Below are 22,750 nucleotides of genomic sequence, written 5' to 3'. Positions count from 1 at the left end.
CGGAAAGAAAGGTAAGTTTCATGTATACAAGCGGATTCTTTGCGGTGCTGGTAATAGCATCCCTAGCCAGCTTGATAGGCGTATATGCTTTTCAAGTAGGAGCTTTTATAAAAGACCATAAAGACAGCAAGACGGCGGAAAATTTGCCGGTGGAAGAAGGAGAAAAATAGTGGAAGCAGCTGAAGCACGCGTAATGATTTGGGAAGAGCTGCGGAAAGTAGCTCGCCCGGATTCGCGGTTTTCCTGGGATTTTGCCGAATTCATAGCTGACTATGAAGGCTCGGAAAAATGTGCAGAGCTTTTTTGCCGCACGGATATCTATAAAAATGCCGATATTCTCTTTGTGACTCCGGATAATAATCTAGAGGCCTTGCGTGAGCGCATAATTCGCGATGGCAAGACCATGATTATTACCAATTATGGAATCTCGCGGGGCTTCTTTCTCTTGCGCCCGGAATGGGTGCCGGCTGGAAGTGAAGCTTTAGCCTCCACTTTAGACGGTATTCAGCGTTTCTGGCAGCATCGGAGCCTTGCTCAACTGGCAGCAGAAATATCGAAGATTCCGGTGCTAGTTTCGGGAGCTTCTGCGATTACTCCCAGTGGTATTCGCTTCGGAAAGGGGCACGGTTACTTTGATCTGGAATGGGCCATGCTCTACACCAAAGGCTTAGTGGATACTGATTCGAAAATTGTGGCGGTGGGGCATGATTGTCAGGTAGTAGACGTTCCGGTAGAAGTGCGCCCCTACGATACCGCTATCGATTTAATAGTCACTCCTACGCAGCTTTTAGAAACGCGCAATGAGTTTCCGAAACCAGAGTGCGGCGTGTGCTGGTATTTGTTAGAAGACGATATGCTCGGGAGGATTCCGCCTTTGCAAGAATTATGGGCAGATGAATTTTGCCGTTAAGGAATTTTGCCGTTAAAGATCGGTAAAAATCATTACGAAAATAGCCGATAGAAAAAATCGAAAATAGACAACGAAAAAATACTGGGCAGCATCTTTAAGATGCTGCCCAGTTTAAGTTAGCTAAGCCGGAGTGCCGGCTTGGCATCCTCTAGCACATTTAATTTTTGGTATTAGTGACCTTCTGGAAGGGGTTGCGGCTTATAGTCCGGGTGGAAGTGCCGCCAGATGAAATAGGAACCAAAAAGTAAAATTAAGTAGGGGATGCCTGCTACCCAAGCTGCATGAATTTGCCACCAGAGCACAGCAAATACGCACAAGCAGGCAGCTATGCCTAGGTAGTTAACTACCGGTGCGCCCCAGAGCCGTGCCGGCGCATCTGGTTTGCCTTGTTCTTTTCGCACTTGACGGAAGCGCAAATGCGTGAGAAGCACTATTGTCCAGGTGACTAATACAGCGAGAATTACGCAGCCCATTAGGTATTGGAAGGCGCTATCAGCGGCGAAAATAGCAAGCAAGCTGGCAATTACCATGCCGATACTCACTATAACGACGGCGGAGCGCGGTGAACCGTGCGCGGAAGTGCGCGCAGCAAATTTCGGAGCCATACCGTCTAGCGCCAGCGAATGAATCATCCGGCTGGAAGCGTAGAGGCAGCCATTAGCTGCGGAAAGCGCTGCCACAATCAGAATGAAATTCATAATGTGCCCAGCCGCTGCGACTCCTGCCTGATCGAGCGCCTTTACGAAAGGCGAAGATTCGATGGTGCCGCTTTCGGCCGTCTCCGTCCACGGCTGCATCGTGACTATTACTCCCACTGCCAAAATGTAGAAAATCAGCAGACGCCAAATCATAGTCCCGGCGGCGCGCGGAATATCTCGTTCTGGATGTTCAGACTCTGCCGCGCCGGCAGAAGCATTCTCAATTCCTCCGAAAGAGAATATGGCCATACAGGCAGCGAGGAGAATTCCTCCTAAACCGTTGGGTGCAAAACCGTTATGAGCAGTTAGGTTGCCCAAGCCGGTCGGCGGATTCGGGCTAGGCCAGCCCACGAAAATCAGCGATAACCCGAGCAAAATAAATGCACAAATCGCTACCACTTTAATCATTGAAAACCAGTACTCGCTGGTGCCGTAGAGATGTACGGTGGCGAGATTGAGCCCAATCACAAAAACGGAGCACAATACGGTGCCGACGCCTAAATTCAGATTGGGGAACCAGTGCTGCAGGTAGGTGGCACTAGCTACCACTTCTGCACCCACTGCTACGAAAGATTGAATACCAAAGTTCCAGCGCGCTATATAGCCGCCGAATGGCCCTAGATACTGCCCCGCGACGGCACCGTGACCGCCAGGTACGGGATGTACAGAGACCATTTCGGCGAGCGCCCAGACTATTGCCAGTGCTAGAGAGCCCGCCAACATATAGCTGATGATTGTGGCCGGCCCCGCTAACGCGATCGTCGCGCCGGAACCGAGGAAGAGACCGGTACCTAGGGCACCGGAAAGCCCAATCATTGCAACTTGACCGCTGGTAAGTCTGCGGTCTAAATGTGTGCGTTTCTCCATGATTTCCTCTCTTTGCCAGCATGTTTTACTGGCAGACTGTTTTTTGCGCAGTCTTAGAGATAAAATAGCATAAAATTCTGCATTCTCACAAACATTTTTCCTAGCTAAAAAGGCTTTCTGCTCGAGATAAATAGATATTGAAAATCGAAACAGAACGAAAAAGTGCGTTACCATGATTCCATGCGAAGCGAAAATCTCTACAGTGAAGTACAGATACCGAAAAATTTACTTTTAGGCACCGCCACCGCCAGCCTGCAAATTGAAGGTGGTGATACCAATAATGATTGGTATCACTGGGCGAATACTCCGGGAAATATAAAAGATGGTTCTCACCCTGAGCGGTGTGTAGACCATTGGGAAAAATGGCGAGAAGATACCCAACTCCTCAGTGAAATAGGTATCGAAGTGTACCGAATGTCACTCGAATGGGCGCGTATCGAACCGGAGTGTGGAAAGTTCTCCACTGCCGCTATCGAGCATTACCGAGAAGAAATCAGTGAATTGCGCGCGCGCGGCATTATTCCGCTGGTGTCTTTACATCACTTCAGTAATCCGATTTGGTTTGCCGATAAAGACGGATTCACTAACCCAGAATCAGTGGCACTTTTTCTCCGCTACACCGAATACGCGGTAAATGCCTTAAAAGATTTGGTAGATGAATGGGTGACCATTAACGAGCCAAATGTATACGTGACGCAAGGCTATCTTTTCCACACCGCTCCGCCGAACGAAGCCTCTTGGCGTAAGGTGCGTGCCAATCTGCTTCATCTCGCGCAAGCTCACTGCCTCGCCTATCAGCTAATTCATCGGCTGCAGCCGGAAGCTAAAGTAGGATTTGCCCACCATATTCGCCCCTTTGTGCCGTTAAATCCGGAAAGTCGCTTGCAGCGCCAGCTCACTAAATTCTCGGAATTTGCTTTTCAAGATGTACTGAGCGATGCCATGCTGGGCGGAAGTTTTCATCCCTTGCTCGGCTCGCCTCGCCCGGCTGGCCGGAAAGAAAAGATTGAAAAAGGAAAATATTACGACTACTTGGGGATAAATTATTATTCCCGTACCGCTACTAGTAAATTAGATGACGGGGTAGTGCCCGGTACTCCGCGCAATGATTTAGGGTGGGAAATCTATCCGCAAGGTTTAATAGAAATTACTCAGAAGCTTTTTGAAAAATATCCTGGTCCGATTTGGGTGACGGAAAATGGCACCTGCGATATCGGGGAGCTTTCCGCGGCGCCGCGGCTTGCCGATACAAAGCTGGAATCTTTCCGCCCGCGTTTTATTTACGATCAGTTGCGCTGTATTGCCGCTAGCGATTTACCTTTTGAGCGCTACTACTACTGGTGTTTTGTAGATAATTTTGAATGGAGTGAGGGTATGGCCGCTCGCTTTGGTTTGGTATATCTCGACCCCCACACCAAAGAGCGCATAGTTAAACCGTCAGGGCATTTTTACCAAGAAATAATTGCTAAGCGGCTTATTGATTCTGAAATGTATCGCAAATATGTGAGTGGGCAAGAATATCGCAGCGAAGCGGAGGTACGCCTGCCATGAGCAGCGATACGCGCGTAAATAATTTTCTCGATCCGCATGCTCGCCCGCGCGTTTCGCGCAGCTGGATTGCTCGTTACGGCCTTTCTTATTTGGGCATTAATATCGCTTGGGCTGCCCCGAGCCAATTGCTAATCGCCAAGCAAGTCCTTAATTTCTATGGAGATGGGCAAAAAGAAAAGTATTTTGCCTTAATAATGGCGGTAGGTGGGGTAGTTTCGGTAATCGCCACACCACTCTGGGGTTATCTTTCTGATTGGACGCGCTCGCGTTTCGGGCGCCGCGTCCCCTGGATTTTCCTCGGGTCTCTCATACCTGCGCTGTGTCTGGTGTGGCTAGGTAGTGCTCCTAATTTTGCGCAAATGATTCTCGCGTGGGCGATATTTCAAATCGTAATTGCGGCTGCCGTAGGGGCTTGCCAAGCAGTCGCTCCCGATACGGTGCCCACCCAACAATACGGTTTTGTATCGGGGGTACTCGGCCTCACTTACACTTTGGCAGTGGTGCTGGGTACGGCTATCGGCACGCTCTTTTCCCTCACTCCAGCTTACTGGGTGACGGCGGCCGCTACTATGCTGCTAGTAATGCAGTTTTTACTGCATTTTCGCGATGTGCCTACCGGGAGCGAGGTACTGACTTTTGCGCGCATAAATAAAGATAAAGATGAAGCTACTGCCGCTTCTTGTCAGCCAGTGGGCGCGCAAGCACAAGCTGCCCATCCTTATGCGGATTTCCGCTGGGTATTCATCGCTCGCTTAGCGGTAACTCTCGGCAATGTGACGGCGCTTTTTTATCTCTTCTACTACTTGCGCGATAAAATAAAACTTGCCGATCCGGATCTAGGTGTACTCATTTTGACCGGCATCTACGCCGTAGCAGTACTCATTTTCGCCGTAGTTTCTGGCTTACTTTCTGACCGTCTCCACAAGCGGCGGATTTTTGTGGCTGCCGCCTCGGCGGGGGTGGCGATAGCCTGCCTAATTATGGCTTTTGCCACGCAATTTGTTTTAGTAATTATTGCCGCCCTAGTACTGGGAATTTCTTGGGGTACTTATATAGCGGTAGATCAGGCCCTTATCAACGAAGTGCTTCCCATCCCAGCGAATCGCGGGCGCGATATTGGAATTATGAATATTGCCGTAGTTACCCCGAATGCGCTCGCGCCGGTATTTGCGGCGGCGTCTTTGCAGTATTTAGGAGGCTACGCTGGTCTTTATATTCTTTCGGGAAGTTTGGCGTTGCTGGGGGCAATCCTTATCTATAAGGTGCGGCACGTGGCTTAGAAAAAACGCTTGCACAAGAATCGTATAGGATATAGGATATAAAGGACATCGGAGGTCTTGCTCCTAATCTTTTGGGGACATAGCCTGAAAGCAAGAGGAGTTTCCGCAATTTAGATATCCCAATGAGGGGAGATACATGTATACGGCAGATACTTGGCCTATTTCCTGCAAAATGAATTTCGGCAATAAAGCTGCCGACGGTACACCGTTAAACGAAGCTGCTGCTTCGGAATGGGCCGATCATATTGAGCAAGTAATGGCTCTTGGTTATAAGGCAATAGATCCCATCGATGACTGGGTCAATATATCTACAATGAGCAGCCAAAAATTTGCAGAATTTAAGAAACTGCTCGCCAGCTACGAGTTAGCGGTGCCGGGAGTATCTTTCGGGCGGCGCAGCCCGGTAGATAAAGTGCATGGAGAAGAATACGTGCAGCGTATGCACGTCGCTCTGGATCGGGCTGCGGAATTAGGAGCGCACATACTCAACGTCGGATTTATGCAAGATTTGACGCCGGTGCAAGAAAAAGCGCAGTGGTTTTGGTATGCCGATGGGCATAAAGATAGTGCAGAGCTGCGCCCCTTGGCGATTGAGAGAATCCGAGAAGTAGCTGATCATGCCGCGCAAAACGGTATGGAGATTGCTTTGGAGATGTATGAAGATACCTATATGGGCACCGCGGAAGATGCAGTCGCTTTTGTAAAAGATTGTGACCACGCTGCAGTGGGGATAAATCCTGATATCGGCAACCTTATTCGCCTGCATCGGCCTATACCCGGATACCAAGAAATGTTTGATTTAGTGCTTCCTTATGCCAACTACTGGCATATAAAGAACTATATTCGCGACGAAGATCCGAGTACGGGCGCCTACTTCTCGGCGCCGGCTTCGCTCGAAACCGGCTGGATTAATTATCGATCGATAATTCGCCAGGCTCTTCGTCTCGGCTATCGCGGCGTCTTCCAGACTGAGCACTATGGTGGGGACTGGCTGGGAGTAGGTGCCACTAACGCTAAGTATATCCGCAGCGTGCTGCGGGATTCGCAAAAACTATTTATGGAATAAATTTGCCAGCCAAAAAATTTGGCAGTCAAGAAGCTACGGTGGCTGGGCAGAGACGCCCCGCCGCTGGGCACAAGTAAATAAATTTATTTATTTGTTCAAGAATTCGTAATCAATTTTTAACTATCGAGATACCAATTTTTATACATAAATTTCTAGGAGGAAAAATGGAATTTCCACAACAACGCGCCGCTTTCGTAACTGGTGTCGGAGCGCCGGCTGGTATTGGCCGCCGCGTAGCACGCCGGCTCCTGCAAGATGGTTACGACCTAGCCGTCGGCGATATCATGTTTGAAAATGTAGATGCTTTTGTAAAAGAAATATCTGCAGAATTCCCGGAAAAGAAAATCATCGGCCTGCACCTGGATGTGGCAGATGAAGAATCAGTAGCAGCCGCTTTTGCCAAAATTAAAGCGGAGCTGCCGCAGCTAGTGGCGTTGGTAAATCCGGCAGGCGTAGCTTCTCCTACCCCGATGGGCGAAGCCACCATCGAAGAATACGAGCGGGTATTCCGCGTCAATTGCCGCGGTACTTTCTTGCTTATGCGCGGAGCTTTCGAGCTCATGAAAGAGCATAAGCTCGGCCGGATCGTAAACTTCTCTTCCATTACTGCTTATGACGGCGGCGGCACCTTCTCCAAGGGTCTCTACGCCGGAGCAAAGGCCGGAATCGTGGGTCTTACCCGCGGTGGCGCTCGCGAATTTGGCCACTACGGCGTTACCTGCAATGTGCTGGCCCCGGGACCGATTGATACGGAAATCATGGGTGGCAAGCTTACTCCGGATCGGAAAGCCAGCATGTCTTCTAATATTCCGCTCGATCGCGTGGGACAGCCGGAAGAAATTGCGGCAGTTTGCTCCTTCCTTTGCTCTCCGGATTCGTCTTTCGTAAACGGAGTAGTAATGAACGTAGACGGCGGAAAGCACATGCACTGATTTTCTGAAACTATATTTCGGAAGGAAAATTCATGAGTCCTACTTTTCTAATCATTCACCTAGTAATAGCGATTTCGATAATTTTAATCGGAATTATCGCTCTTAAACTGAATGCAGCAGTTTCCATGGTAATTGCTGCTCTCTATCTGGGCGTAGCCACTGGGCTACCTCTACTGGACACCATCGATGCTGCTTCGAGTGGCTTCGGAAATATGATGGCTGGCATTGGCTTACCCATTGGCTTTGGAATAATGTTGGGGCAGTTGCTTTCCGATTCAGGTGGAGCGCAAGTAATCGCCGATAAAATCATGGCGATATTCCCAGAGAATAAAGCAATGTGGGCAGTCTCCTTGGCCGGATTCGTGCTCTCGATTCCGGTATTTTTCGATGTCACCTTCGTAATCTTGATTCCGATTGGCATCACCATTGCCGCCAAGATCAATATGAAGATGGCCTACGTGACGGGATTCCTCACTATCGGTGCCACCACCGCTCACTGCGTGGTACCACCCACTCCGAACCCGTTGGCAGCTGCCGATATCTTCGGATTTGATTTGGGAATTATGCTGGGAGTAGGCCTGGTAGTCGGCTTCATTACGGTAATTTGCTCCAACTTGGTGTTCTCATGGATTCATCATCGGTTCAATATCTGGAACGAGGAAAAAGATGTAAATCATTCCTCGACGGTCACCGATGAGCTCATTGCTCGGCGTAACGCCACCCAGATGGTGGAAAAAGCTCCACCTTTCTTGTTGGCTTCATTGCCGATTATTATTCCAATCGTCTGTATTCTTCTCGGTACGGTAGGCAATGCGCTTTTTGACGAAGCACCGGTTTGGTCGCAGTTCTTCGGCAATAAACTCATCGCCATGCTGCTCGGTACTTTGGGAGCATACTTAGTTTCCGTGAAGTACATCGGGCGCAATAAATTGGAAGATTCGGTGGGAGAGGGCTTGAAAGCTGCCGGCGTAGTACTTCTCATTACTGGCGCAGGCGGTGCCTTCGCCTCGGTAATCGCGAAGGCTGGCGTGGGAGACGGAATAGTTTCCAAGCTTTCGACCGGTACTTCTTCCACTCTTGGCGTAATGTGCCTCGGCTTCCTGATTGGAATGATATTCCGCGTAGCTCAAGGTTCCGGCACGGTAGCCGGCATGACCTCCATGACTATTATGGCCTCCGTCGCCCCGGCGGTAGGAATTCATCCGGTATGGATAGCGCTCGCTTGCCTCTCCGGCGGTAATTCTATCGGGCACGTGAATGACTCTGGCTTCTGGGTGGCGACTAATATGTCGGGCTTGACGGTGACGGGAGGGTTAAAGACCTACACTCTCGGCTCCTTTATCTCGGCAATTTTCATCTTCGCACAAGCATTGATCGGTGCCTTCCTAATTCCGATTCCAATGTAAAGTTCTCTCCGATAGGTGTGCGAAGTAAATGCGGTGCCAGGCTCTACTCTTAAAACTTGGGGTGAAATGAGCCTGGCACCGCTGTTACTTTTTCGAAACAGGATAATTTCTGGCAGACTTAGAATAAGGAACAGGAAATTATTGCGCTAAGAGCTAACGTAATAAGAGCTAGCGCGGGCGAAACCGAGAAGAAAACTTTTATAGATTTATTAAAATAAAATTACTAGCAATAGAAATAAAGAGGAGAAAAATGAAAATCGCATTTGGCTGTGATCCGAACGCCACTGAATTAAAACAAGCACTGATGGCAAAAGCTACTGAGCTGGGCCACGAAGTAAAAGATTTCGGCGCAGATGATCCCATCTACGCCAATGTAGCAGTAGCGGTAGCAGAAGCGGTAGCTGCTGGGGAATATGACCGCGGAGTAGTGGTATGCGGCACCGGCATCGGTGTTTCTATCGCTGCTAATAAGGTAAAGGGTGCTTACTGTGCTTGCATCACGGATATTTATCAGGCGCAGCGGGCCACTCTCAGCAATAATGCCAATATGATTGCGATTGGTGCGCAGGTAGTGGGCATTAAGTCTGCGGAAATGTTCTTAGAAGAATATCTGAAGCATGAATTCGACCCGAATTCGCGTTCGCGGGATAAAGTAGCGCGGATTTGCGAATACGAAGGAGCGAACTGATGCAAAAGCCGGTTACGGCCGTCAGTCTGAAAATGTATTTTCCGCGCGGCCGCACTCTTTCCTATTGCCAAGCAGTGAGAGATTTAGCAGCTGCTGATCCAGATACTGCGGCGAAAGTGCGCCTAGCGGTATTGCCGGATTTTCTCACTCAAGTAGAAGCGGCGGAGATTTTCCAAGATTCTCCTTTTCTATTGGGTGCGCAAGATTTAGCACCAGCTGATAGAGGCGCTTTCACCGGCGAAGTGTCCGGTAGCGATTTAGCTGAGTTGGGATCAAAGGTAGTAGAAGTAGGGCATGCCGAGCGCCGCACTATTTTCCGAGAAGACGAGGATATGGTGGCGCGCAAAGTGGAAGCCGCGGCGCGAAATGATTTAATTCCGCTGCTCTGCATAGGTGAAGCTACGGAAATGTCGGCCGCCGAAGCAGCGCAGATTTGCCTAGAGCAGGTACTTTCTGCTCTGCGCTACGGGAAACCAGCTGAGTTGTGGCTAGGTTACGAGCCCTATTGGGCGATTGGTGCGCCGAAACCAGCCAGCCCGGAATATGTATCAGAGGTTTGCCGCAATATCCGCCAGCAATTAGCAGAAAATGCCACTACGCAGGATTTGAACCTCACTATTCTTTATGGTGGTTCTGCTGGGCCGGGGCTTATTTCTCAACTAGATGAGAGTATAAATGGATTATTCTTAGGGCGCTTCGCCCACGATCCACAGGCTTTTTGGGAAGTAGCAAAGGAAACGGCAGCGCGCGCCTAAGTGTAGTTGCGAGCATTATTAGAGCCGCTTTTCTAAGATTTTGATTTTCTTAGAAAAGCGGCTTTAATTTTTGGTGCGTTATATTCTTTAGTTTTAGTTTCGCGCTATTCTTTAGCTCTGGGCTCTTTAGCTCTGAGCCACTCGCGTATCTAATTTATCGAGATGCCGCTCCATAGCAGCGATTGCGCCAGCAGTATCTCCTCTGCGTACCGCTTCTAGAATCTCTCGGTGCTCTGCGAGAGCATATTCGGCGTCAGATATTCCAGATCCGATTGCTTGACGCATACGATGTACGCGGAAAGAAAGCGAATTTACCGCGTGCACTAAATAGCGATTGCCGCAGTGATTCAATATCGCCTCGTGGAAAGACCAATCGTCGGCAAAATAATCCCGCACGGCTTCTTGCGGGTTATCTTCCGCCGTCATATTTAAAATTCGCTGGGCGCTTTTTTCGTGTCTCTTAAAAGCAGCTTCTAGATCGGGGAGCAGTTCGCTGCGGTGCTGCATTGCCCGCGCAATTGTGCCCATCTCCAATACGAGGCGAGCATCTACTAATTCCCGCATTTGTTTTTGCGACATTGGCTTCGCCACCCGATATCCACGGCGGGCTTTGCGTTGCACTAAGCCAGTAGCTTCTAGGCGGGCTAAAGCTTCGCGCACGGGAGTGGGGGAAATTTCTAGCTGAGCCGCTAGACCATCTATGGAAAGTCCAGAATCGGGAGGGAGATCACCCCAAGTTAAAAGATCTAGGAGTTGATCATATACCGTATCTGGTAGGCCTCCGGCTGTTTTCAGCGATGCAAATTTTTCGCTCAAAATGGTTCCTCTGTAAATTAGTAACTGCTGTGACTATGCCACCTTAGGGGTGGAAATCTCGGATTCTTTAATCTGGAATAGTGTATCAAAAAAGCGCTATTTTATGCCGGAGAAAAGCGAATTGGCCTCGGCGTAAAATCTGGGGAAGATTACCGAGGCCAATTCATTTACCGGAGGACTTAAGTCTAGACGTCAATTTCTGCTACGTCTACTGTTATTACCGGTTTCAGATAAGTAAATTTCGGTTTCAGATAAGTAAATTTCGGTTTCAGATAAGTAAATTTTCGCTGGAGTATTTTTTGCGGCGCACATATTTCGCCTCGTATAGCTTTTCGTGAAGTACAGCTCCTGTTAGAAATTACGCATCAGATAAAGTCTGATGCTAGACGGAGTGGAATTGCCACCGTGCCCGCAAAATTATTGCCCTGCAGTACTTAGAAGCGGTACTAACGAAAAGATATATTAAAAGCGGGAGCCTCCGGAATTTTGATCCAGAGGCGCCCGCTCAAATCTAATTTATCGATACTTTTTTATCAGTACTTTAGTTTTTGCCTTTGCCGTGCAGAGCATTCTTTGCCCGCTCGGCCAGCTTCTTGGCACCTGCTTCAATATCTTCTGCGGTGTCTTTAGCTTTTTTGCCGATATTTTCGGCAGTTTCTTTTACTTTTGCTTCGGTATTCTGAATCTTACCTTCTGCCTTCATATCTTTATCATTAGCCACTTCGCCAGCTACTTCTTTGGCTTTTCCGGCGGCTTCATCGAATTTATTTTCCAAAGTAGACATAAACACTCCTTAAATAGTTTCCTATACCTACTTCTCCAGTCTTACACATATTTGAAATTTTGAGTATTTTATAGCTGGTAGCGAAATAGGCGAAAAGAAAATTATCTACCAAGAGCTTCCGAAAATAGAAAAGAGAAAACAAAAGCGGAAAAGGCGGAAACCAAAACCCGAAAACAAAAGCTAAAAAGCTGCCAGCCGGCGTAATCCAGAGAATCCACGCCGGCTGGCATACTCGGTAGTGCTGCTTTTTTTGTTTAGGAGAGTGTAGCAGCAGCTGCCCGCATTAAAAGAGAGAACGAGATAGCGCCCGGGTCTGGAGTGCCGATAGAGGCATCTCCATGGGTACGCGCCCGGCCTTTTTGCGCCGAGATATTGGCGGTAGCTTCCGCAGCTGCCTGAGCTTCTGCAGCTGCTGCTGCCCAGATCGCTGCCAGGGGTTCCGCCGAATCGAGGCGTTTTTCGATTCCCTCTGCAAAAGGAATAATTGCATCCACCATAGTCTTATCGCCGACTTTTGCACCGCCCATTTCCGGCACCGCCCGCGCTCCGGCAGCTACGGCTTGGAGGATTTCGCGGGTGCTCGGCGCCCGCTCATCAGAAAGCGAATTGCCGGTGCGCCCCAAGGCTGCTCCCCAAAGTGCGCCAGAAGTACCGCCGGCTCCTTCTGCCCAGGCGGCGCCGGCGCGTACCAGTAGGGTGCGAACTCCTGCTTTGGCGCTCACGCATGCGCGCGCCGCTTTAGCTGCCGCCGTAGTTCCTAGAGTCATACCTTGCCCATGGTCACCGTCGCCCGCTATCGCATCCATTCGCCCTAAGTCAGCTTCCGCTGCGCGCGCCGTATTTTCGAAAACTTCGAGGATTTTTGCCGCCTTTTCGGCGCAGGCAGCAGATTCAGGAGATCCGGCTGGAATAGCAAACTCTTCTTCATTCGGCACAATTCGCCGCGTCGGCGCAGCACTCTCCGCAGCAGAAAGGGCTCCTCTGCGGAAAGCCGGAGTATCGGCGGCGGCTAGCCAGTATTCTTCTAATTCGGCATCAAGGAAACAAATACTCAGCGACACCCCAGCCATATCTAGCGAGGTTACTTGCTCGTCTACTACGGGAGCCACGATTTGTAAGCCGCGTTGCTCTAATAGCTCTACCACTGATCCGTAAAGCACGAAAAGCTCTTCATACTTAGTGGCGCCCAACCCATTTAGTAGCACGCCTACCCGGCCTTGGTAGCCATTTTCGCGCGGCGGCTCTTCTGCTAGCACCTTTTCTACCAACATTTGCGCAATATCGCGAGCTGGCAGCATCTCGTGATTCGAGATTCCTTTTTCCCCGTGGATCCCTAGACCCAATCCGAAAGTGCCGGATGCCACGGTGAAAAGTGGGCTCTGAGCTCCCGGTAGAGTACATCCGCTAAAAGCTACTCCGAGGGAGCGGGTGCGCTCATTAGCTCTTCTGGCCACAGCTTCTACGCTGTCTACATCTTTCCCGGCTGCCGCTGCTGCTCCAGCAATTTTCACTACAAAAAGATCGCCCGCGATGCCGCGTCTATCGTCATGTTTGTCCGGAGAGTTGGAAGCGATGTCGTCAGAGATAGTCACGATTCGCACGTCGATTCCTTCGGCGCGGAGCTGTTCTGCGCCGTTGCCGAAGTGAAGCACATCGCCTGCATAGTTACCGAAAAGTAGCACTACGCCTCCGCCGTTATCAGCCGCTTTTACGACGGAGCGCACTTGCGAGGCGGAGGGAGAAGCGAATACATTGCCGCATACGGCGCCGTGGGCAATTCCTGGCCCTACCCAACCGGCAAAAGCTGGATAATGCCCCGAGCCTCCCCCGACTACGAGAGCAGTTTCTCCCTGTGGACTGCCGTTAGTGCGCACTACGCCGCCGTGCACTGGCTGCACATAATTTTCGTATGCCGCAATGAATCCTTTTAAGGAATCAGCAGCGAACTCTTCTGGGTTATTAACTAAATAGGTCAATTTCACTCCGGGGTTTATGCAGATTTACGAGTTTATACAGATTTGCAGGTCTGCACAGATTACGAAGAACCTATGCAGATATTTTTAGGTGGGGATATAAATTTGGTAAATATATTAGAGATTAAAAGAGAAGTGCGGGCGGCAACTAGAAAAGCCGCCGCCCGCATCTGAAAAATTAACGCTCAATCTTGTCTAGTTCCAGCATCTTAGCCAGCACTATGTCGAGGTCTTCGTCTTTAAATACTTCTTTCCAGTTCGGGTTGATGATTCTTTCCCGTCCGTAATCCATGGCCAAGAGGCAGGCGTCAGAGAAGGGGTTAGATCCGCGCAGCGCATTGGTCAGAGCAATGAAGATGTGTCCGAAGAACATAGCTTCTACGGATTCGTACTTCATATCGGTCACCTCTACGGTGTAATCGAGTACGTCTTTGAGGAACTGGCCAATCATGCAGCCGATGGTTTCATTCAAAGTCGGTTCGAGTACGGCGAGATCGTGTACCGACTCCCAGTGCACGGCTACTACCGGAGCAAACATATTGGCGATTACTTCTTCGCCGATGGGCTGCCATTTCTCAGATTCGGTGTCCATAGCGGCCAGCACGTGCTGAGCTGCGGCCACACCGCCGAAGGTATCGGCATATTCTTCGTCCGTCTTGCGCTCTAAGAATACGGACGGATGTGCCGGGTGGCAGACGATATAGGTCAAATCATCGCGGATGAAGAGCTGGTTCGCATAAGCAGCCGCTGGATCGAGGGTGAGTACCACCGAGTCTGGCTTTTGCAGTGGGACAATCTCGGTAGTAATTTTATTCAGTGCCCGGTCCGGTACTGCATATACTACGATGTCGGCGTCTTTTACTGCTTCCGGCGTGGGAGTAATCGGCCGGCCAGCTTCTTCTGAGCGCTTGATGCCCGCTTCGCCAGCTTCACAGAACTTTACGTTGTATTCGGGGTGGCTAGCCAGATTCGGGGAAACTCGCATTCCCATTTTCCCGCCGGCGCCAATTACTGCGATGTTTAGCTTCGTTGCCATATCGATTCATTCTCCTTTTATATTTATTGTTTATTTTGTTTAGGAAACTTGAAAGGTTCTTATTTTTTGAACGATTCTTGCTTTTTTGATGGAAGTAGTTTTGCTAGGTTATTTAGCGGCTTGCGCTTTAATTACTTGCAGAGTTTGCTTTGTCCACTCCCGCTCCATCCGCACGGTAATTTCTGGATCACCCTGCCATACCAGCCAGTGCTCTACTATCTGGCTGATACCGCGCGCTGTGGGCTGCACTTTCTCCAGTTCGTAGCGGTAATCTAAGAGACCTTCGCCCATATTGGCTCCGGCGTAGGTGAATCCTATCCAACCGGCTTGCCGAGAGAAAGCAAAATCTTTCACGTGTAAATTCAAGGTGTAGGGAGCACATCTATCGATTACATCGCGGGGGTGTTCCAGGCCGGCCACACAATTTGCCGGATCTAAAGCTACCCCTACGCGCTCGCTGCCTACTTTTTGAATTAGCTCTACTAACTGGGTAGTGGGGAGCTGTTCATAAGTTTCGAAAGCTAAATCGATGCCTTTTTCTTCTAATTGCGGCACAATTGCTTTGATGTTTTGCAGACTTTCTTCCAGAGCGGGTTTTCCTTCTCCTACCTGCACCATCGAACGAATTACTTTGGCGTCCAGCGCCTGCGCTAGCTGCAGATATTTTTCGAGAGTTTCGAGTTCTGTACCGCGGGTGCCCACTTCGAGAGCGATTCCTTGGGTGGTAGCTTGTTCTTTAATATCGCGTAAATGCGTGGCGTCAAAAGTCTCTAAAAGTGGGTAATCGCAAATCTGAAAGACATTGCAATCCAGTTCTGCAGTGCGATCGAGCATACCTTCTAAAGATATTGGATTAGGTACTCGCTCTGACCATTCCCAAAATAGGGCATAGGTTCCGATTCCTATACGCATTTCCACCTCCATTGGTGAGTCCGTATTTGCGTTTAGTTAGATTATTACCTAAAAAAGGTTTTTGGTCAACCAATTAAGCAAAATTGCTTAAGCGGTTGACCAAACTTATTATTTACTGCATACTGGTTTACAAGTCAGGTGACTTTACTACGAGGACTGTAGTTACAAACGCAAAGAAGCGTTTTATAGAATGCGAGAATAAATTGAATACAACTTATTTAATCGGAGTCGCTATTTTAGCGATTGCTCTTTTACTTTTGCTGGTGATGAAGCTAAAGTGGCCGGCATTTATTGCCTTATTGGCCGTTTCTGCCGGCACGGCATTAGCCGCAGGTATCCCCATGGAAGAAGTAATAAAGACGATGATTGCCGGCATGGGTGGCACTCTCGGGTCTGTAGCTATTCTAGTAGGTCTAGGTTCTATGCTCGGTGGCGCAATTGAAAAATCTGGTGGTGCGGAAGTGCTCACCGAAGCCTTTACGAGAAGATACGGCAAAGATCGTATCGGACCGGCTCTGTTAGTTGCCTCTGCGCTGGTCGGAATTCCGATTTTCTTCGATGTGGGATTCATTATTTTAGTGCCGATTATCTTTTCTTTCGCCAAAGCTGCTGGAGTTAAGAGCCCCGCAATAATCGGTATGCCAGTTGCGGTATTGATGGTGTTCATCCATAATTCTGTACCTCCGCATCCGGGAATCGTAGGCACTACCGGATTATTGGAAGGAAATATGGGACTAGTGACGATAGTCGGTCTCGCTTTGGCTCTTCCCATTGGCTTCATGGTGCACTTCCTCTTTAAGAAAGTGATCAACCGCAAAGAATATGCGCTTACGCCCGAAGTGGCTACCCGTTACGCCGAAACAATTGAAGCAGATCCGTATAATACTTCTAAGACGATGACGCTGGAAGATGGTACGGTAATTCGGCGCCCTTCGGCAGGTCTAGTAGTCTTCACGATTCTGTTGCCTATCTTCATGATTACTTGCGGTACGCTAGGTGCTCTTATATTCCCAGAAGGTTCCACTGGCCGGGCAATCACTCAGTTTGCTGGTTCTTCGCAGTTCGCACTGCTCTTCTCGGCTATTTTATCGTTTTATCTACTCGGTATCGCCCGTGGTTTCTCGGCGGATCATATCTCCAAGTTGATGGATGACGCCGTAGGGCCGGCAGCTATCGTAATTCTCGTGACGGGTGCTGGCGGCGTATTCGCCAAGGTACTTACTGAATCTGGAGTAGGTGCGGCCGTATCGGATATTCTTCTCTCCACTGGTTTGCCGATCTTCTTCCTCGCCTTCTTAATCGCCACGGTATTTAAGATTGCGCAGGGCTCGGGCACGGTAGCTGCTTTGGCAGCTGCTGGTTTGGTGCAGAGTGCGGTGCTCGCAGGAGATTATTCGCAGATACAAGTAGTGCTGATTCTGCTTTCGATTGGTATGGGCTCGGTAGCTCTTTCTCATATTAACGATTCCGGATTCTGGATTGCCACCAAGTTTATGGGTCTATCTGTGAAAGACGGCTTGCGTACTTGGTCAGTTGGAACTACTGCCTCTGGCTGGCTTGGAATGATTATAATTTCTATCCTCTGGGTAATAGTTTCCTAAGTTAATTAGAAATAACTGCTAATAGGAGGGAGAGTCCAGCTGGGCTCTCCCTCTTTGATTTCTGGCAAAAAGTGCAGGATAGAGTATCATTATGCAGGTGAGTGAAAATCGTTTGCGTCGGTTAGCGCAGGAAAAAGGAAATTTTACCCCGCTTAATTTGACGGTCAATTCTACTTCCGAAGCGGCGGAGGCTGCCCAGTATATTCTGGCGCAGATTACTACCGGTGATTACAAGCCGGAGGAGCGATTGCCGGCGGAGCGCGCTCTGGCAGAGGCTTTGAAAGTAGGCCGCACTACTATTCGCGAAGCCCTTACCGTATTGGAAATTCTCGGGGTAGTAGAAATTCGCCCCGGTTCTGGTGCCTATGTGCGAGCCGGCGGTACGGGATTATTATCTGATAGCTTGCAGTGGGTGATGCTGCTAGCACCCGCCGACTATCCAGATATTTTGCGTATACGCTCGGCATTGGAAGTACTGGCGGTGCAGCTCACGGCCGAATCTTTAGTGAAAGATCCCCAGCCTTTGAAGACGCTGCGCGTAATGCGTGACTGTTTGGAAGAGCAAGAGGAGAGTATCAATTCCGATAATATGGCTGCTTTTATCGATGCCGATGCAGCTTTTCATATTGAGATGGCGGAACTAGCTGGCAATGAAACGCTGAAAAATTTGCTTTCTACTCTGCGCAGAATGCTCTCTATCTGGGTGCGTAATCAACTAAAAGTTAATAAGGATATGCAGATTGCTTATGCAGAGCATCTGGATATCTTTCGCGCTTTAGATTCCACTGACCCTTTGCAAGCTGTAGATGTAATGCATGAGCATATGAAATCAGCTAATGAGAGATTGTTGCGAGCAAATTATGCACAAGGAAAGCCGGATGCGGCGGATACGGATTTACTGCATTAGAGCTGTGGATTTGCCGTCTGTACTTGTTTAATGCAAGCGCGATCTGGCGCATAGGCTCCCGCGCGGCTCACCGTCAAACCGGAAGTAATTACGCCGCGGTGTAGTGCTTTGCGCACATCGGCGAGAGTGGCTTGGCGCAGGCGCGTCTTTGCTTGCGCACTTCCCAGCAGCCCCGCGTCCAATAATCCGGAAATAAGCCCGGCCATAAAGGAATCTCCTGCCCCTACGGTATCGGCTACTTCGATATTGAGCGGATCCACTACCAGCATGTCGCGATCACCTGCGACTTTTGCATATGCTCCCCACGGCCCGCGCGTAATCACTACCATGCCTGCTCCCAGTTCTAACCAGCGCCGCAGCACCTCTTCCAGCGGAGTATCGGGCCCATATAGCCAAGCTACATCTTCGTCGCTGGCTTTCACTAAATCGGATAGCCCAATCAGCACCTCTACTCTTTCCCGTACTTTTTCTGGATCGCCCATAATAGAAGGTCGAGCATTCGGATCGTAGCTGAGGGTGCCGGTAATAGCCATGGCTTTGGCCGCTGCCAATACTTCCTCGGCGCCCGGTTCGAGTGTGGCGCCGAAACTGCCAATATGGAGATGCGCTATATCTGCCATTGCGGGTAGTTCTGGTACTTGCCAATCTAAATCGAAATGGTAAGTGGCTTGCCCGTTAATATCGATCTGCGCATCAGCGATAGGGGTCTGAGCAGCCTGATCACTGCCGTCCACAATTCCTACTCCGGCGGCATTTAGATGATCGGCAATCATTTTTCCGTGTCTATCTGCTCCCCACCAAGAGGCCATTAAGGTGGGGTGGCCGAGCTGGGCTAATCCACAAGCCACATTGAGGGGGCTGCCTCCGACGTGCTCTTCCGTAGCTTGGCCGGTGCGGGAGATGACGTCAATAAGAGCTTCTCCGAGGCAGAGTACAGGTGCTACTGAGGGGTTTTTCATTGGTGTTTCTCCTAGTTGCTTAGTCATTTTCTAGTCCCAGTTTTTCTGCCATTTCTTCTAAGGGTACGCCCTTGGTTTCCGGCATGAGTTTCAGTACCCAGAAAAGCTGGGCAGCCATACAGCAGAAGAAGATTAAGAAGCTTACTCCGCCTCCGAGCAGTTTAATCATAGAGGGGAAAGCGAAAGAAGTGATAGCGGCAAATACCCAGTGGGTGGTCGATCCGAGGGATTGCCCCCGCCCGCGCACGCGATTGGGGAAAATTTCTGAGATAAATACCCAGATTACCGAGCCTTGCCCGAAAGCGTGTGCCGCAATAAATACCAGCAACCCTATTAAGACCATTACTGACGATTCGGAAGTGAAATTACCTTCGAAGCGGAACATTACGAAAGTGAGGAAGCCGAGGCTGATTAGATAACCGATTGAACCTACTAGCATGAGCGTGCGCCGGCCTAGTTTATCGATTACGGTGAGGGCGGTCATGGTGGCGATTAGGTTCATAAAGCCGACGGCGATTGACATGAGATAGGAGGCGCTTTCCGCAGCTCCTGCCTCCTGCATTACCATGGGGGCGTAGTAGAGAATAGCGTTTATGCCCGAAAGCTGATTGAACATTGCGATAGCGAAAGCGAGCAAAATTACGCGGCGGTAGCGCTTAGTGAAGAAAGCAATTTTTACGCCTTTATGGGCGGCATCGGCAGCTATCTGAGCACGAATTTCTGCAATTTCTACTTCGGATTCTGCTTCGGTGCGGCAAAGTTGGTGGCTAATAGCGGTGGCTTCTGCCGTGCGCCCTTGGCTCATCAACCAGCGCGGCGTCTCCGGTACCGAGAAAAGCAGCAGCAAGAAGATGCTCGAGGGTATGACCATTACTCCCAGCATCCAGCGCCAAGCTTCCGGGCCGGATACGATTTCGCGCACGATTGCATTGGAAGCATAAGCTACTAAGATTCCGAGCACGATATTAAATTGCACCAATCCCACTAAGCGCCCGCGTTGGGCAGCGGGAGCAATTTCGGCAGTATAGATTGGGGCACATACGCTCGACATTCCGACGCCAATCCCACCGCAGAGCCGAGCGAGGAGGAAGAACCAGTAAGCGTTGGCGGGAGCTAGGGCAGTGCCTAAACCACCGACTAGGAAGAGAATTCCGATAGCGAAAAGCATCTTTTTCCGCCCAAAGCGGTCGGCCAGGGTGCCGGCGAAAATGGCGCCAAAAATAGTGCCGATAGTGGCGCTGGAAACGGCGATTCCGAGGCCAAAACTATCTAATCCGAATACTTTTTCGAGGGCGGAAGTAGTACCAGAAATTACGGCAGTATCGAAACCGAAAATAAGGCCACCAATAGCGGCGACGATGGCGCTGCGAATCACCAGCCGAGTAGGTCCAGATTTCTGAGAGGTGTTTTCTCCAGTGTGCATGGCAGGTATCTTTCTGTGTTTCTGTATTTAATTTACGAATTATCTACGTGCGGTGTAAATAGCTTCGTTGCGGAGAAAGGAGTGATTCCTAATCTTTGACAACGTTGTCTATAAAAAAGACAATAACAGACAACTTTGGCGAGCGCAAGCGAATTTAGAATTTACTTTTAGCTTTTTTCTGGAATACTTATTTATATGCCTAGTCCTCGAATAACAATGAAAGATGTCGCCGCGCACGCGGGTGTCAGCGTAAAGACAGTATCGCGAGTCATAAATGCGGAAGCGGGGGTAGCTACTGCCACTGCCCAAGCTGTGCGCCAAGCCATTGCAGATTTGGGATATCAGGCAGATCTGCAAGCGCAATCGCTGCGCCGGCGCGATAGACGTTCGCGCACGGTGGGGCTGCTGGTATCTTCGGTAGCTAATCCTTTTGACAGTGCCGTACATGCGGCATTAGAGGAAGTGGCCGATAAGTATTCCTCAGTGGTGCTCGCAGTGAGCTCGGCAAATAATGTGCAGCTCGCTCAGGAGCGCGCCGCTATTCTCGCTAGCCGGCAAATTGACGGTTTAATTTTTTCTCCCAGTGGAGAAGAGCATAAATGGCTGCCAGATCTTTTTATCTCCCGCCCACTGGTGGCCATAGATCGCAGCCCAGAATCAGAATTTGCCGATTCGATAGTTTCTGATAATCAAGTCGGGGCAGTGCGGGCGGTCCGGCATTTACTCAGTCAAGGCCATCGGCGTATCGCCTTTCTCGGAGATAATGAGCATATCCAGACGGCGCAGCTGCGCAAAGCGGGATATCTGGCCGCCCTCGCAGAAGCAAAAATTTCGCCGCACCCTCAGCTCATGAAGTTGGGGGTAGCGGGGGAAGACGCGGCGCGCTTGGCAGTACATGAATTATTGACAGCTCCGCAGCCCCCGACGGCTATTTTTGCCGCGCAGAATCAACTGACAGCTGGTACTCTCTACGCCCTGCAGGAGCTCGGTTTAGAAGAGAAAATAGCGGTAGTTTCTTTCGACGATCTACCTAATGCAGATTTATTCAAAGTGGGTTTGACGGCAATCACGCAGAATCCGGCAGAAATCGGGCGTGTGGCAGCTGAGCGGCTCTTTGGGCGGCTATCTGGAGAAATTTCTGGCCCGCCGGAAAAAATTATCGTACCTACGGGATTCAAGATTCGCGGTTCCGGAGAAATTCCGCCACTCTTTACGGGTTTCTAATCTGCCGCGCCTTAAATTTCTTTGTGCTAGTTTGCCGCGCCTTAAAATTTCCCCACTCTAGTTTGCGGCGCCTTAAATCTGCGCCAAAGTGAGAGTCACCGCAATAAGTACGCGATTAGTCACCGAAAATTTTTGCATAATTCCCGCGATATGCGTCTTTACCGTACTAGTAGAGATAAATAATTGGGCAGAAATTTCACTATTGCTCAGGCCTTGCGTCACTAACTTAGCTACTTCTAATTCAGCGGGAGAAAGTTGTGCGATTAATTTTTGGGCGCGAATTTTTTCCGGAGTAGCAAAGCTCGCTTCTAAGTGCGTAAAAAGTTGCCGCGCCGTCTTTGCAGAAACTGCTCCCTCTCCGCGCGCCACCGCTACAATCGCTTCGATAATAGAATTTGGATCTTCTGATTTCAAAAGAAAGGCAGCTGCTCCAGCTTCGATAGCGCGCAGTGGTTCTAGCTGGGAATCCAAAGTAGTAATGACGATTACTTGAGGTGGATTCGGCATTTTCGTGATATTAGCCGTCGCCTGAATCCCATCTTCTCCCGGTAATTTAATATCCATCAAGACTACGTCTGGCCGCTGGGATTCTATCGCGCGATAAGCTTCGGCAGCGTTAAAAGCTTCTCCCACTACTTCTATGCGTTCCAGTGGATCTTGCTCTAGTAGATTACCTAAAGCATTACACAGCAGTGGATCATCATCTACGATAAGCACTTTTAAAGGGCGCTTGGTTTCTTTCACAACTACTAATATACAGAACTACTAATACCCAGAAGTCATTTCCATGGAAGCCAAATATGAGTCTTGAAGTATCCTGCTTCAGTTTTCTGTTGAATACTGCCGCCTAATATCTCTACTCTCTCCGCAATTCCTTTCATTCCGTATCCAGTAGTTAGGAAGTTTTCGGCATTTTCTTCATTTTCCGCCAGCTCGTTTTCCGCCGAAATGCTAATACCTTG

22 protein-coding genes are annotated in these 22,750 nt (G+C 49.7%); 12 read left to right on the top strand and 10 right to left on the bottom strand.

Annotated elements, in window-relative coordinates:
* Window positions 1-20 precede the first annotated feature (20 nt).
* Entirely contained in the window at window positions 21-170 is a 150-nt protein-coding gene (locus Q0X35_RS00960; RefSeq protein ID WP_297564503.1) for a hypothetical protein, read from the top strand.
* The gene (locus Q0X35_RS00955; RefSeq protein ID WP_297564502.1) at window positions 170-910 is read left to right on the top strand and encodes a 5-formyltetrahydrofolate cyclo-ligase; all 741 of its coding nucleotides are present in this window, start codon (window positions 170-172) and stop codon (window positions 908-910) included. Before Q0X35_RS00960 ends, Q0X35_RS00955 begins: the two co-directional genes overlap by 1 nt.
* Window positions 911-1,080: 170 nt before the next feature.
* Here Q0X35_RS00955 and Q0X35_RS00950 read toward each other — a convergent pair whose 3' ends face one another.
* On the bottom strand, window positions 1,081-2,475 hold the full coding sequence (locus tag Q0X35_RS00950) for an amino acid permease (protein ID WP_297564501.1): 1,395 nt from the start codon (window positions 2,473-2,475) through the stop codon (window positions 1,081-1,083).
* 180 nt (window positions 2,476-2,655) lie between these two features.
* On the opposite strand from Q0X35_RS00950, the gene Q0X35_RS00945 reads away from it, so the two are divergent.
* The 7 genes from Q0X35_RS00945 (at window position 2,656) to Q0X35_RS00915 (ending at window position 10,153) form a co-directional block, all read left to right on the top strand.
* Window positions 2,656-4,026 carry a glycoside hydrolase family 1 protein gene (locus tag Q0X35_RS00945; RefSeq protein ID WP_297564499.1) on the top strand — a complete coding sequence of 457 codons (1,371 nt, stop codon included), beginning with the start codon at window positions 2,656-2,658 and terminating at the stop codon, window positions 4,024-4,026.
* Complete coding sequence (locus Q0X35_RS00940) at window positions 4,023-5,306, top strand: MFS transporter (protein WP_297564498.1); 1,284 nt, start codon at window positions 4,023-4,025, stop codon at window positions 5,304-5,306. Before Q0X35_RS00945 ends, Q0X35_RS00940 begins: the two co-directional genes overlap by 4 nt.
* 136 nt (window positions 5,307-5,442) lie before the next feature.
* Window positions 5,443-6,372, top strand: a complete 930-nt coding sequence (locus Q0X35_RS00935; protein WP_297564497.1) for a sugar phosphate isomerase/epimerase — start codon at window positions 5,443-5,445, stop codon at window positions 6,370-6,372.
* A 164-nt stretch (window positions 6,373-6,536) separates the two neighbouring features.
* Window positions 6,537-7,304, top strand: coding sequence for an SDR family NAD(P)-dependent oxidoreductase (locus Q0X35_RS00930; protein WP_297564495.1), 768 nt, complete (start codon window positions 6,537-6,539; stop codon window positions 7,302-7,304).
* 32 nt (window positions 7,305-7,336) lie between these two features.
* Window positions 7,337-8,710, top strand: coding sequence for a GntP family permease (locus tag Q0X35_RS00925; protein ID WP_297564494.1), 1,374 nt, complete (start codon window positions 7,337-7,339; stop codon window positions 8,708-8,710).
* A gap of 250 nt (window positions 8,711-8,960) precedes the next feature.
* Window positions 8,961-9,398, top strand: coding sequence for an RpiB/LacA/LacB family sugar-phosphate isomerase (locus tag Q0X35_RS00920; RefSeq protein WP_297564492.1), 438 nt, complete (start codon window positions 8,961-8,963; stop codon window positions 9,396-9,398).
* Entirely contained in the window at window positions 9,398-10,153 is a 756-nt protein-coding gene (locus tag Q0X35_RS00915; RefSeq protein WP_297564487.1) for a triose-phosphate isomerase family protein, read from the top strand. The genes Q0X35_RS00920 and Q0X35_RS00915 overlap by 1 nt, the downstream gene beginning before the upstream one ends.
* 126 nt (window positions 10,154-10,279) lie before the next feature.
* On the opposite strand, the gene Q0X35_RS00910 is transcribed toward Q0X35_RS00915, so the two are convergent.
* From Q0X35_RS00910 to Q0X35_RS00890, 5 genes are all read right to left on the bottom strand, one after another.
* On the bottom strand, window positions 10,280-10,969 hold the full coding sequence (locus Q0X35_RS00910; RefSeq protein ID WP_297564486.1) for a GntR family transcriptional regulator: 690 nt from the start codon (window positions 10,967-10,969) through the stop codon (window positions 10,280-10,282).
* A gap of 541 nt (window positions 10,970-11,510) precedes the next feature.
* Window positions 11,511-11,753: a CsbD family protein gene (locus Q0X35_RS00905; protein ID WP_297564485.1), complete on the bottom strand. Its 243-nt coding sequence runs from the start codon at window positions 11,751-11,753 to the stop codon at window positions 11,511-11,513.
* Window positions 11,754-12,007: 254 nt separating this feature from the next.
* Window positions 12,008-13,735 (bottom strand): dihydroxyacetone kinase family protein, encoded by a 1,728-nt coding sequence (locus Q0X35_RS00900; protein ID WP_297564484.1) that lies wholly within the window; start codon window positions 13,733-13,735, stop codon window positions 12,008-12,010.
* Between the two features lie 169 nt (window positions 13,736-13,904).
* Window positions 13,905-14,762: a phosphogluconate dehydrogenase C-terminal domain-containing protein gene (locus Q0X35_RS00895; protein WP_297564482.1), complete on the bottom strand. Its 858-nt coding sequence runs from the start codon at window positions 14,760-14,762 to the stop codon at window positions 13,905-13,907.
* Window positions 14,763-14,870: 108 nt separating this feature from the next.
* Entirely contained in the window at window positions 14,871-15,674 is an 804-nt protein-coding gene (locus Q0X35_RS00890; RefSeq protein WP_297564480.1) for a sugar phosphate isomerase/epimerase, read from the bottom strand.
* A 203-nt stretch (window positions 15,675-15,877) separates the two neighbouring features.
* On the opposite strand from Q0X35_RS00890, the gene Q0X35_RS00885 reads away from it, so the two are divergent.
* Window positions 15,878-17,275 (top strand): gluconate:H+ symporter, encoded by a 1,398-nt coding sequence (locus Q0X35_RS00885; protein WP_297564479.1) that lies wholly within the window; start codon window positions 15,878-15,880, stop codon window positions 17,273-17,275.
* A gap of 91 nt (window positions 17,276-17,366) precedes the next feature.
* Window positions 17,367-18,182 (top strand): FadR/GntR family transcriptional regulator, encoded by an 816-nt coding sequence (locus Q0X35_RS00880; RefSeq protein ID WP_297564478.1) that lies wholly within the window; start codon window positions 17,367-17,369, stop codon window positions 18,180-18,182.
* On the opposite strand, the gene Q0X35_RS00875 is transcribed toward Q0X35_RS00880, so the two are convergent.
* Together Q0X35_RS00875 and Q0X35_RS00870 are read right to left on the bottom strand one after the other, a co-directional pair.
* Window positions 18,179-19,141, bottom strand: a complete 963-nt coding sequence (locus tag Q0X35_RS00875; protein ID WP_297564477.1) for a carbohydrate kinase — start codon at window positions 19,139-19,141, stop codon at window positions 18,179-18,181. The genes Q0X35_RS00880 and Q0X35_RS00875 overlap by 4 nt on opposite strands.
* Window positions 19,142-19,160: 19 nt before the next feature.
* Window positions 19,161-20,564, bottom strand: a complete 1,404-nt coding sequence (locus Q0X35_RS00870; protein ID WP_297564475.1) for a sugar porter family MFS transporter — start codon at window positions 20,562-20,564, stop codon at window positions 19,161-19,163.
* Between the two features lie 216 nt (window positions 20,565-20,780).
* Between Q0X35_RS00870 and Q0X35_RS00865 the strand changes: the two genes are divergently transcribed.
* On the top strand, window positions 20,781-21,788 hold the full coding sequence (locus Q0X35_RS00865) for a LacI family DNA-binding transcriptional regulator (protein ID WP_297564473.1): 1,008 nt from the start codon (window positions 20,781-20,783) through the stop codon (window positions 21,786-21,788).
* Between the two features lie 72 nt (window positions 21,789-21,860).
* Here Q0X35_RS00865 and Q0X35_RS00860 read toward each other — a convergent pair whose 3' ends face one another.
* On the bottom strand, window positions 21,861-22,532 hold the full coding sequence (locus tag Q0X35_RS00860) for a response regulator transcription factor (RefSeq protein WP_073995706.1): 672 nt from the start codon (window positions 22,530-22,532) through the stop codon (window positions 21,861-21,863).
* Window positions 22,533-22,567: 35 nt separating this feature from the next.
* Window positions 22,568-22,750 (bottom strand): hypothetical protein (locus tag Q0X35_RS00855; protein ID WP_297564470.1); only part of this gene is annotated, 183 nt, incomplete at its 5' end.

It is taken from the genome of uncultured Arcanobacterium sp., assembly GCF_947253055.1.
Classification (GTDB): Bacteria; Actinomycetota; Actinomycetes; order Actinomycetales; family Actinomycetaceae; genus Arcanobacterium_A.
Note: the sequence above shows the minus strand (reverse complement) of the source record. Positions and strands in the feature narration are given on the sequence as shown.